The organism is Ethanoligenens sp. (assembly GCF_047718355.1).
GTDB lineage: Bacteria > Bacillota > Clostridia > Oscillospirales > Ethanoligenentaceae > Ethanoligenens.
In genome coordinates, this window is record NZ_JBDNLG010000100.1 from 1 (window position 1) to 10,420 (window position 10,420).

At 53.6% G+C, this 10,420-nt stretch carries 9 protein-coding genes, 2 tRNA genes and 1 other annotated feature; of the genes, 2 read left to right on the top strand and 9 right to left on the bottom strand.

Features of this window, described 5'->3' with window-relative positions; genetic code table 11:
• Positions 1 to 172 precede the first annotated feature (172 nt).
• The 5 genes from leuB to ilvB form a co-directional block, all read right to left on the bottom strand.
• Positions 173 to 1,255 (bottom strand): 3-isopropylmalate dehydrogenase, encoded by a 1,083-nt coding sequence (gene leuB / locus ABF463_RS12425; RefSeq protein WP_415533998.1) that lies wholly within the window; start codon positions 1,253 to 1,255, stop codon positions 173 to 175.
• 12 nt (positions 1,256 to 1,267) lie between these two features.
• The gene (gene leuD, locus ABF463_RS12430) at positions 1,268 to 1,759 is read right to left on the bottom strand and encodes a 3-isopropylmalate dehydratase small subunit (RefSeq protein WP_415534000.1); all 492 of its coding nucleotides are present in this window, start codon (positions 1,757 to 1,759) and stop codon (positions 1,268 to 1,270) included.
• A 17-nt stretch (positions 1,760 to 1,776) separates the two neighbouring features.
• Positions 1,777 to 3,033, bottom strand: coding sequence for a 3-isopropylmalate dehydratase large subunit (leuC, locus tag ABF463_RS12435; RefSeq protein ID WP_415534002.1), 1,257 nt, complete (start codon positions 3,031 to 3,033; stop codon positions 1,777 to 1,779).
• A 61-nt stretch (positions 3,034 to 3,094) separates the two neighbouring features.
• A complete protein-coding gene (gene cimA, locus ABF463_RS12440; protein ID WP_415534004.1) occupies positions 3,095 to 4,666 on the bottom strand; it encodes a citramalate synthase in 1,572 nt (523 codons plus the stop codon).
• A complete protein-coding gene (gene ilvB / locus ABF463_RS12445; RefSeq protein ID WP_415534006.1) occupies positions 4,653 to 6,341 on the bottom strand; it encodes a biosynthetic-type acetolactate synthase large subunit in 1,689 nt (562 codons plus the stop codon). The genes cimA and ilvB overlap by 14 nt, the downstream gene beginning before the upstream one ends.
• A 99-nt stretch (positions 6,342 to 6,440) precedes the next feature.
• Positions 6,441 to 6,674, bottom strand: a binding site (T-box leader).
• 434 nt (positions 6,675 to 7,108) lie between these two features.
• On the opposite strand from ilvB, the gene ABF463_RS12450 reads away from it, so the two are divergent.
• Together ABF463_RS12450 and ABF463_RS12455 are read left to right on the top strand one after the other, a co-directional pair.
• Positions 7,109 to 7,193 (top strand) — tRNA-Leu (locus ABF463_RS12450).
• A gap of 39 nt (positions 7,194 to 7,232) precedes the next feature.
• Positions 7,233 to 7,319, top strand: a tRNA-Leu gene (locus ABF463_RS12455).
• A gap of 49 nt (positions 7,320 to 7,368) precedes the next feature.
• Here the strand turns inward: ABF463_RS12455 and ABF463_RS12460 are convergent.
• The 4 genes from ABF463_RS12460 to ABF463_RS12475 form a co-directional block, all read right to left on the bottom strand.
• Positions 7,369 to 9,078, bottom strand: coding sequence for a recombinase family protein (locus ABF463_RS12460; RefSeq protein WP_415534008.1), 1,710 nt, complete (start codon positions 9,076 to 9,078; stop codon positions 7,369 to 7,371).
• Positions 9,079 to 9,164: 86 nt separating this feature from the next.
• Positions 9,165 to 9,371 (bottom strand): hypothetical protein, encoded by a 207-nt coding sequence (locus ABF463_RS12465; protein ID WP_415534010.1) that lies wholly within the window; start codon positions 9,369 to 9,371, stop codon positions 9,165 to 9,167.
• Between the two features lie 81 nt (positions 9,372 to 9,452).
• On the bottom strand, positions 9,453 to 9,698 hold the full coding sequence (locus ABF463_RS12470) for a hypothetical protein (RefSeq protein WP_415534012.1): 246 nt from the start codon (positions 9,696 to 9,698) through the stop codon (positions 9,453 to 9,455).
• Between the two features lie 137 nt (positions 9,699 to 9,835).
• The gene (locus tag ABF463_RS12475; protein ID WP_415534014.1) at positions 9,836 to 10,276 is read right to left on the bottom strand and encodes an RNA polymerase sigma factor; all 441 of its coding nucleotides are present in this window, start codon (positions 10,274 to 10,276) and stop codon (positions 9,836 to 9,838) included.
• Positions 10,277 to 10,420 lie beyond the last annotated feature (144 nt).

Sequence of the window (10,420 nt, forward strand, 5' to 3'; positions counted from 1 at the left end):
TTTTTAAATAGTATCTCCGTTTTGGGCGCCAAAACGCCGCCTAAAGCGGCGGCGTTTGAAAAATAAAATATAATTTTTTGGAATCCTAAATGAAATCTTCCATTTTTATTGGATGAAACAAAAAAGAGACTGAGAGGTGTGGCACTGCCCAGTGTGGGCGCACCATCAGAGATCATGCCCGCAGTTCTGCACGTATGGCGTCGCCCATCTCAGTGGTGGTGAGCGGTTTGTTTTGTCCGCCTACACCGGCAATATCCGGGGTGCGCAGTCCTTTTTTCAGAACGGAAAGCACAGCGGCGTCGATCGCGTCGGCTTCTGTTTGCAGGTCGAACGCATAGCGCAGCATCATGCCCGCGGAGATGATGGTGGCAATCGGGTTGGCTTTACCTTGCCCGGCAATATCCGGAGCGGAGCCGTGGGTCGGCTCATACAGGCCCAATTTGCCTTTGCCCAAAGACGCGGACGGCAGCATCCCGATGGAACCGGTAATCATGCTTGCTTCATCCGAGAGAATATCACCGAACATGTTGCTGGTGACCAGCACATCGAACTGACCGGGATCGCGCACGAGCTGCATGGCGGCATTGTCTACCAATACATCGCGGCATTCTACGTCTGGATAGTCTTTGGCAAGGCGGTGGATGGTCTCGCGCCACAAACGGGAGCTTTCCAGCACATTGGCCTTGTCTACACTTGCCAGCTTCTTCTTGCGCTTGCGTGCGGCTTCAAATGCCACATGGGCGATGCGCTCTATCTCGGGTACAGAGTAGCACTCGGTGTCATAGGCTTCGGGTCCGTTTTTGCCATCGCGGCGACCGCGCTCACCGAAATAGATACCGCCGGTCAGTTCCCGCACGATGAGGATGTCCAGACCGTCTTGGACGGTTTCCGGTTTGAGCAGGCAGGCATCCTTCAGCGGAGCATATAGCACTGCCGGACGCAGGTTGGCATATAGCCCCAGCGCCGCACGGATGCCAAGCAAACCTTTTTCAGGCCGCAGATGGCCGGGCAGCGTATCCCATTTTGGGCCGCCCACCGCGCCGAGCAACACACTGTCGCTTTCTTTGCAGATTTTTACCGTTTCGTCCGGCAGGGGTACGCCGGTCGCGTCGATGGCGCAGCCGCCCATCAGTACATTGGTAAAAGCAAAGCTGTGTCCGTATTTCTCACCGATGACTTCAAGTACTTTGGTGGCTTCGTCCACGATTTCCGGGCCAATACCGTCGCCTTTGATGACCGCAATCTTGTAATTCATTAAAATGTCGCCTCACAGTTTGTTGTTTTGAATGGATTGGAGCAGACCGCCGTTAGCGATGATATTCTGGATAAACGGCGGAAATGCCGCGCCCTGGAATGTTTCACCGGTGGTTTTATCATGGATGCGCCCGGTCTCAAAATCCACTTCCACTTCATCGCCGTTTTTGATTTTTTCGGATGCCTCGGGGCATTCGACGATGGGCAGGCCGATGTTAATGGAGTTGCGGTAGAAGATACGTGCGAACGTGGTGGCAATCACGCAGGAAACACCTGCCGTTTTGATGGCCAGCGGCGCGTGCTCACGCGAGGAACCGCAACCAAAATTTTTGCCGCCCACAATGATGTCGCCCGGTTTCACACGGGACCGAAAAGTGGTGTCGATATCCTCCATGCAGTGGGAGGCAAGCTCCTTGGGGTCGGAGGAATTAAGGTAACGCGCGGGGATGATGACGTCGGTATCGACGTTGTTGCCATATTTGAAAACAGTTCCGTTTGCGTTCATGTTGATGACTCCCTTCTTTAGTCCTGTGGGCCGGAGATCTTGCCGGTCAGTGCGGAGGCTGCCGCAATGGCGGGGCTTGCCAGATACACTTCGGAATCCACATGGCCCATGCGGCCGACAAAGTTCCGGTTGGTGGTGGCTACGCAGCGCTCACCCGCGGCGAGGATACCCATATGTCCGCCCAAGCAGGGACCGCAGGTGGGTGTGGAGAATGCGCAGTTGGCTTCCACAAAGATTTTTGCTAAACCTTCTTCCACAGCCTGTAGCCAGATTTTCTGGGTGGCGGGGATGATAACGCAGCGCACATCGGGATGCACGGTTTTGCCTTTGAGGATGTCTGCCGCGATGCGCAGGTCTTCAATGCGCCCGTTGGTGCAGGAACCGATGACCACCTGATCAATCTTTACATCGCCCACGTTGTCGATGGTGCGCGCGTTTTCAGGAAGATGCGGGAACGCCACGGTCGGTTTGATGGTGGAAAGGTCAATCTCGATGGTGCGGTCATATACCGCGTCGTCGTCGGCTTTATATACCGTTACCGGTTTGGTGGTATGCTCTTTGGCATAGGCCAGCGTCAAGTCATCCACTTCAAAGATACCATTTTTGCCGCCGGCTTCGATGGCCATATTCGCCATGCAGAGGCGGTCTTCCATCGTGAGGTTTTTGAGGCCGTCTCCGGTGAATTCCATCGACTTATACAGTGCGCCGTCCACTCCGATAAGGCCGATGATGTGCAGGATGACATCCTTGCCGCCCACCCATTTGGAGGGTTTGCCCTTGAGGATAAAGCGGATGGCGGACGGCACTTTGAACCAGAGTTTTCCCAGTTTCATGGCAGCCGCGATGTCCGTGCTGCCAACACCGGTGGAGAAAGCGCCCAGCGCGCCGTACGTGCAGGTGTGGGAATCGGCGCCCACGACCAGATCGCCGGTGGTGACCAATCCTTTTTCGGGGAGCAGCGCGTGCTCCACGCCTACACAACCCGTGTCAAAAAAGTTTACGATGCCGTACTTTTTTGCAAAGGTGCGTACTTGTTTACATTGTTCGGCGGCTTTGATGTCTTTGTTCGGGGTGAAATGGTCCATTACCAGCGCGATCTTGGTGTTATCGAACACCGAGTCGAAGCCCGCGGCCTCGAAGTTTTTTATGGCTACTGGCGAGGTGATGTCATTGCCGAGCACGAGGTCGGTTTTTGCCATTACGAGCTGGCCGGCTTCCACCTTATCCAGTCCCGCGTGGGCGGCGATGATTTTTTGCGTCATGGTCATTCCCAATCGAATCAACTCCTGTTCTTTTTGGTAGAGGGGAAAACCCCATCGCAGCGGCAGATCTGTTTCAGAGCTGCTTCTGCGGTTGGTCTTTCGTCAATTTATACTCAATGGAATCGACAAGTGCGATCCATGAAGCGGCAATGATATCGGGCGAAACGCCCACGGTCGTCCAAGACGCAGTGCCATCGGTGGTTTCAATCAGTACCCGCACTTTGGAGGCGGTGGCGCTGCGCGATTCCATTACACGAACCTTGTAATCCGTCAGCCGGACATGTTTAATGGCGGGGTAAAAGACAGTGAGCGCCTTTTTCAGCGCGATGTCCAGTGCGTGCACCGGCCCGTCGCCCTGCGCGGCGGAAATCTCAGATTTGCCGAACGCACGCAGGCGGATAACTGCGGTATCGCTTTTATCGCCGACCGGCGGCTGTTCGCCAATGATCTTGTATTGCTCCAATTCAAAGAACGGTTTGTAGACACCCAGCACTTTGCGGATGAGCAGTTCCACTGTGGCTTGCGCTCCCTCAAACTGATAGCCTTCAAATTCCAGTTCTTTGATGCGTGCCACCACTGCCTTGACTTCCGGGGAATCCTTTGTCAGCGTGGGGTCGATGCGCTGGACGGCTGCCAAAACCGTGGTGCGTCCGCTAACTTCCGAAAGCAGAAAGCGCCGCTCGTTCCCTACCGTTTCAGGGTCGATATGCTCAAAGCTGCGGGGCAGTTTCATTACGCCGTCGATGTGCATACCGCCTTTGTGTGCAAAAGCGCTGCCGCCCACATACGGCGCATCGCCCGGCAGGGTGACGTTAGCGGTTTCGGCTACGTACCGTACGGTGGAAGTCAATTTGGTCAGCTGCTCCGCCGGTACGCAGGAAAAGCCGCGCTTGGTTTGCAGGTTGGCGATGACGGTTGCAAGATTGGCGTTGCCGCAGCGCTCGCCGATACCGAGCAAAGTGCCCTGCACCTGTGTGGCGCCGGCGTCAACCGCAATCATGGAGCCTGCAACCGCCATGCCCGTGTCGTTGTGGCAGTGGATAGCCAAGCGCTTTCCGAATGTCCGGCAAACGTCCATGACCGCTGCATTGATATCGGTGAGATAGGTCGCGCCGCGCGTGTCACAAAGACAGAGGACATCCGCCCCGCCTTCACAGGCTGCCCGCAGCGTAGCCAGCGCATACGTTTTGTTTTTGGCATAGCCGTCGAAGAAATGTTCCGCGTCGAACAGTACTTCACGCCCGTGCGATTTGAAATAGGCAATTGTCTCACGAATCATGGCGATGTTTTCTTCCAATGAAGTGCGGATGACATCGGTGACATGCAAATCCCACGATTTACCGAAGATGGCAACGGCGGGGGTGGAGGTTTTTTCCAGTGAACGGACATTTTTGTCGTCCTCCACACGGATGCCATGACGGCGGGTGCTGCCGAATGCGCAAAGCTTGGCGTGCCGCAGACTGGTTGCCCGTGTAAAAAACTCCAGGTCTTTGGGGTTGGAGCCGGGGTTTCCGGCCTCGATGTAAGAAACGCCGAGTTCGTCCAGTGCTGCCGTGATAGACAGCTTATCTTCTACCGAAAAAGAGATACCTTCGCCCTGCGCGCCGTCGCGCAATGTGGAGTCAAAGATCTCAATGCGTTTCATCGCTGCCTCCTTTTTCAAGGGTGAGAATGGGCTCGCCAATGGGTCTGCCCGCTGGAACCATCGGCAACACGTTCTCTTCCGGGTCAATCAGACAGTTAATGACACAGGGCTTTCCGCTTTTCAACGCTTCGGAAAGTACGGGACGGATATCCGCGGGTTGCGCAATGGTGAACGGCAGCGCCCCAAAAGCACGGGCCAAAGCGGCGAGATCTGTCTGGCGTTCCAATACGGAATGTGAATAATGTTCCTTATAAAACAACTGCTGCCATTGACGCACCATACCCAGTACGCCATTGTTCATAATAAGTTCAATGACCGGGAGGTGATAGGTCACCGCGGTAGCCAACTCGTTTAAGTTCATGAAGAAACTGCCGTCCCCAGCCACGTTAATGACATGTTTGTTTGGGTTGGCGGCCTGTGCGCCAAGGGCGGCGCCCAATCCATATCCCATGGTGCCCAATCCGCCGGAGGTGAGGAATTGGCGCGGGCGTGCAAAATGGAAATATTGTCCCGCCCACATCTGGTGCTGGCCCACTTCCGTGGTGATGATGGCATCCGGCGCGAGGTCGTGCAACGTGGAGAGCACTGCGTACGGCATGGTGTCTCCACTAAGCGGACGATCAATTGGATAGGTTGCTTTGAGCGCTTTCATTTTCTCCATCCACTCGGAATGGGCAATGCCGTCAGGCAGACGACAGACCAGCTCGGTTAAAATGGCGTCGAGGTCGCCTGCCACAGAAGCAAACACCGGGATGTTTTTGTTGATCTCTGCGGGATCAATGTCGATTTGCAGGATTTTTGCATTTTTCGCAAAATAGCTCGCATTGCAGAGCACGCGATCAGAAAAACGGGTGCCGAGTGCAAGAAACAGATCGCAATTTTCCACTGCATAAGAAGATGTCTTCGAACCGTGCATCCCCATCATGCCGGTGAAGCGCGGATTATCCGGCGGCAGAGCGCCGAGACCCATCAAGCTGAGCGCGACTGGTGCGTCGATTTTATCCGCAAATGCTGACAGGGAGTTGGCAGCTCCGGAAGCAATAGCGCCGCCTCCGGCAAAAATGAACGGACGCCGGCTTTGCGTAATCAATGCGACAGCTTCATCCAGAGAGGGGAGGGGAGCGTCCGTTTTGCATGTCGGTTCCGGTGTCTCCGGCGTATATTCGATCATCGCCGCCGTGATATCTTTTGGAATATCCACCAGCACCGGCCCGGGCCGGCCGCTGCCTGCTATCGCGAATGCCCGGCGGATGGTTGAGGCCAGTTCTTCCGGTTTTTTAACAATAAAATTGTGTTTGGTGATGGGGGCGGTGATGCCGGTGATATCTACTTCCTGAAAGGAGTCACGTCCGAGCAGCCCCACGCTCACGTTGCCGGTGATTGCCACCATCGGCACCGAATCCATATAGGCCGTGGCGATTCCTGTGACCAAATTGGTGGCACCGGGGCCGGATGTGGCGATGACAACGCCGGTGCGGCCGGTAGAACGGGCATAACCGTCCGCCGCGTGTGCGGCTCCCTGCTCGTGGCAGGTGAGGATATGCCGAATGCGATCTTTATATTCGTAAAGCGCATCGTAAATATTGAGTACTTGACCGCCTGGAAACCCAAAAATGGTGTCAACATGCTGCTCAAGCAGACAGTTTACGACAATCTGTGCACCGGTCATCTTCATGAGAATCCCCCTTGATCCCTTGACGAAATAGAATATGGATGTGCTTCGGTCGGTGGCGGGTTGACTCGATTTCTACACATAAAAAAATCTCCGCCTCATTTCCGAGACGAAGATCATTATTCTCCGCGTTACCACTCAAATTGGTGACAAGCACCCACTCAAACCGCCGTCAAAAAACAGCGTTTCCCAATAACGGAGGAAAACCGTGTCATTCTACTAGTTATTCGATGACCTGCTCAGGGGTGATTTTTCACCGTTTTGCATACCGTCTCACACCATCCGACGGCTCTCTGTTATGCATTACGCGGTTATGCTCCCCATCTTTGCATTTCTCTTATATACTTATATTAATGGTTTCTGCTGATTTTGTCAAGTGGATGAATCCACAAAATTTAGGCGAGCAGGTTTCTTATAACAATAATAATGGAAAAATGAAAATTTAAAACCTCTGATTGATAGTATACGGTTGTTCCACTTTGCTTGGGTGGTGTGCACCCATAAGCATAGAGCCCTTGATTTCTCCAAATTTGAACAAATGGACTTCGGTTGCGACTGTTTACGGGATAAATGCCTACTATTTTACTGGGTCTCTGTTTTCTCAACAGGCGCCGTTCAGATTTTTAAAAAGAATCAAAGTCAAATTTGATGGAAATTATAAAAATTAAGTTGACAGGTAAAGATGAGTCTGATATAATACATTTTGCACCTCAGGGAGGCAGAAAAGGAAGTATGCTTTCTGTCTTTGTTTGTTATAAAATGTATGATATGCGATCGTGGCGGAATAGGTATACGCGCACGTTTGAGGGGCGTGTCCAGTAATGGGTACGGGTTCAAGTCCCGTCGATCGCACCAGCGCCGGATTGCTTTGCAATTTGGTAAAAATTTGTATATGCGGATATGGCGGAATTGGTAGACGCGCTAGATTCAGGTTCTAGTGGCTTCACGGCCTTGCAGGTTCAAGTCCTGTTATCCGCACCATGCCGAGTGTTCTTATAGCATTTGAAAGTGCTGTAAGGACACTCGCTTTTTATACGGCTTTTTGAGATGAGGGGTAGCCGACGGCTACTCCTTTTCGCGTGTTGATCAGCACGTCCGGTTCGGGTAAAGGCAGAATGTCTGGAATCTCAATGGAGCCGACGCAGTTATAATGAATCGTGAGCTTTTGAACGTAAATGCCGTCCACCTTTTCCGCCTGATGCACCTCGATATGGTCGATCAGCTCGTTTAGCATACGCGGCGTGAGTTTTCTCGCGCGGGTGTACTTGCGGACGGTAGAGATGAACATATCAGCTGTCACCGTTTTGCCGCTGGCCTTTTCCAGCTCGGTTTTCAGCTTTTTGATTTTTTCTTGAACCTCATGCTGTTCCTCGTCGTACTTGACCGACATGCGGCCGAAACGGTCATCCGAGAGCTTGCCGGAAACATTGTCCTCGTAAATGTTCTCAAACAGGCTGTCCAGTTCCGCGTCGCGGGCAAGCAGCTTTTGGAGTTCCTTGTGCTTCATCTGCTGCTCTTGCGCCAACGCCTGCTGGGAGTGCCCCATGACCGCCTGCGCGAATTCCTTTTCATATCGGCTGGCGAAACGGGTCAGACGGCGGATTTCACCTAAAACCACCTGTTCCAGAAAATCCACGCGGATATAATGCGTAGACGAACAGGTGCCCCGGTTGCCCTTATAGTTGGAGCAGTTGAAATACTTGATGTCCGGGTTGCCCTGATTGAAATGATAGTGCAGATTGTGCCCGCAGTCCGCACAGACCAGCAGGCCGGAGAACATGTTCTTTTCGCCCTCCTGCGTCCGGCGCTTGCGGACCTTGCCGCGCTTTTCCTGAATGCGCTCCCACGTCACCCGGTCGATCACCGGCTCGTGCACATCTCGAAATACCAGCCAGTTGTCCCGGTCATTTTCAAGGCGCTCCTTATGTTTATAGGAAATAGAGTACGTCTTGAAATTGAGCACATCTCCGCAGTATTCCTGAAGGGACAGGATTTTCGTGATGGTGGAGCTGTTCCAGTGGTACGGGTCGGTTTGAGTGCCTCTCCCGCCGCGCCGGATGCCCTTGCTTTTCAGATAGAACGTAGGGGTAAGGATGTGCTCGTCCGACAAGGCAGCGGCGACCTGCTCCGTGCCCATGCCCTCCAGCGTCATGCGGTAGACGCGGCGCACCACGGCGGCGGGTTCTTCATCAATGATCCAATGCTTGGGGTTGTCCGGGGCTTTCCTATATCCGTAGGGCGGTTGACCCATCGGCTCCCCGTTGCTGCCCTTGATTTTGTTGCTGATACGCCGCTTTTTGCTGATGTCGCGTGCGTACCACTCGTTGAATAAGTTGCGAATCGGGGTCATTTCGTTGTCGCCCTCGGCGGTATCGACGCCGTCCGAGACGGCAATCAGACGGATTTTGTGCTCAGGGAAGAAATCCTCGGTCAGCCTGCCGACTTCGATGTAGTTGCGACCCAGACGCGACATGTCTTTGACAAAGACCGCCGACGCATGGCCTTTTTCCAACTCCGCCAGCATTTCCTGAAAGCCGGGGCGTTGCATAGTGACGCCGGAAATACCGTCATCGAAAAAATGAACGAGATTGGTGAAACCCTTCTCCTTGGCCACCTTGGTCAACAGCTTCTTCTGATTACCAATGCTGTAGCTTTCACCGTCCAGATTATCGTCGCGGGAAAGCCTCTCATAAAGGAATGCGGTTGTGTCGCGGGTTTTCTTTTTGCTCGACTGTTTCATTACGTCCTCCTTTCCGGCAGTCGAGCAGTATTTACAGGAACGGTATACCACATCCGGGCACCGTTGTCACGTCTGTAACGGAGGGATTATGTGCTCCCGGCATCCGCCTGCATGAGTTTGACGAGGATAGTGCCGATGGTTTCGTTCCCGCTTTGCTGAAAAACCGGCTCGACCATAAAGACTTTGCCGTCCACCTGATATTTGGAGGCTTTTTCAAAGGGGCTGCGCCCGGCAACGCCGGGCGGCCCGCAGGTACCGGCGGTAAATGTCCTGTGGATATTTGGTACAGGCATCGTGCGTCCCCTCCTTTCGCTTTTTTCATCGGCATCACAGGAATGGGTTGGCTCCACAGAAGCAGAGCCAGCCCATGATCTCTAATGCCGATGTTCTGCCGTATTTGCCACGCACCCCCGGCAGGGGCGTATTTCAGGCTGCGGCTGGCCCGCCGCATCATAGCTCCACAGCACCGCGCCTTTGCCAAAGGCTGCGCATACCGCAGGGTTCCCCCTCAAGTCCGTGGGAGGCCGTGTGGAAGTATCATTGTGTCCCGCGTGTATCGTCGCGTCCCGGCCTGCCACAGCCGGGTAGGAGAGCGCGTGGATCGCTCCGACTTTCGCCATCGTCGCGCCGTCTCTCCTTCGCTTGCCGCTTTCGCGGCCACGCGGGAGTATGTACCTGAAATACCGTATATTCGGTTGTCAAGATTCCAGTAGAGAGCACTTAAAAAATCTCTCTACTTATCATGAGATAGGGGTGCCTATTTCGACCCCTTTTCAAGGGGCTTTTCTAAGGATTTCAAAAAATTATCCAGTCCCCGGCGAATGGACATGCGAATGACCTTTTCCGACACGCCTTCCGTTTTTGCAATGGCTGTGTTGCTGATCCCCATGAAATAGTGAGCCAAAACGCGCCGGGCCTGTTTCTCAGACAGAGAAGCGAAAGCGGAATAGAAGCGCTTTTCAGCGGCCTCGCGCTCGTAAACCTCCTCGGCAGACGGCTCTTTGCAAAGGATATGCTGTTCAAGGCCATCATCACGGTCAAGCGAGTATTGCGCATAGTTGTAGTACCTGCGACGCTGGTAAGCCGCCTCGTTCTGTTTCGACGTTATAAAGACCTCCGCCACTTCATCCGGGACTTCAATAAAGTAATCGGACTTATACTGAGCGGGGTAGTAGTCGCGTAAATTGATATGCTTCATTTGTAATTCCTCCGTTTTGAATTTCCTGAGTGGGAACGAACCAAAACGGAGGGGCGGTGAGCGACACTGGGGATACTTGCTTACGCCAATTCTGTCAAAAGGGGCAGAAAAAAATGTCGACCAGCAAGTTGAGCACTTGCTGTT

What these genes read in the sequence shown, in the direction of transcription:
- leuD (WP_415534000.1), bottom strand. Translation starts at nt 1,759, where the DNA reads ATGAACGCAAACGGAACTGTTTTCAAATATGGCAACAACGTCGATACC.
- cimA (WP_415534004.1), bottom strand. Translation starts at nt 4,666, where the DNA reads ATGAAACGCATTGAGATCTTTGACTCCACATTGCGCGACGGCGCGCAG.
- ABF463_RS12475 (WP_415534014.1), bottom strand. Translation starts at nt 10,276, where the DNA reads ATGAAGCATATCAATTTACGCGACTACTACCCCGCTCAGTATAAGTCC.
- ilvB (WP_415534006.1), bottom strand. Translation starts at nt 6,341, where the DNA reads ATGAAGATGACCGGTGCACAGATTGTCGTAAACTGTCTGCTTGAGCAG.
- leuB (WP_415533998.1), bottom strand. Translation starts at nt 1,255, where the DNA reads ATGAATTACAAGATTGCGGTCATCAAAGGCGACGGTATTGGCCCGGAA.
- ABF463_RS12460 (WP_415534008.1), bottom strand. Translation starts at nt 9,078, where the DNA reads ATGAAACAGTCGAGCAAAAAGAAAACCCGCGACACAACCGCATTCCTT.
- ABF463_RS12470 (WP_415534012.1), bottom strand. Translation starts at nt 9,698, where the DNA reads ATGGCGAAAGTCGGAGCGATCCACGCGCTCTCCTACCCGGCTGTGGCA.
- ABF463_RS12465 (WP_415534010.1), bottom strand. Translation starts at nt 9,371, where the DNA reads ATGCCTGTACCAAATATCCACAGGACATTTACCGCCGGTACCTGCGGG.